This is a genomic window from Gilvimarinus sp. 1_MG-2023 (assembly GCF_030548285.1).
In genome coordinates, this window is the sequence record NZ_JAUOSC010001700.1 from 1 (window position 1) to 236 (window position 236).

The 236-nt window shown below is 53.8% G+C and carries 1 protein-coding gene; it reads left to right on the plus strand.

The window, feature by feature from the left end; genetic code table 11:
• Nucleotides 1–236 (plus strand): GGDEF domain-containing protein (locus tag Q4563_RS22585; RefSeq protein ID WP_303606142.1); only part of this gene is annotated, 236 nt, incomplete at both ends.

A 236-nucleotide genomic window follows, 5' to 3' on the forward strand; every position in this document is an offset into this window, starting at 1 on the left:
CAGCGTACCGAAGAACTGGAAAGACTGACCTATACCGACCCGGTCACCGGCTTGCTCAACCGCCGCGGCATGATGGAAGAGCTGCAGCAACATATGAGGCGGCTACAGCAAGATCAAGAAACCTTTGGCGTACTCTGGCTCGATCTCGACCGTTTCAAGAACATCAATGACCAATACGGTCACGCCACAGGTGACCTGGCGCTGAAAACCACCGCCCAGATCATTCAGGATCATAT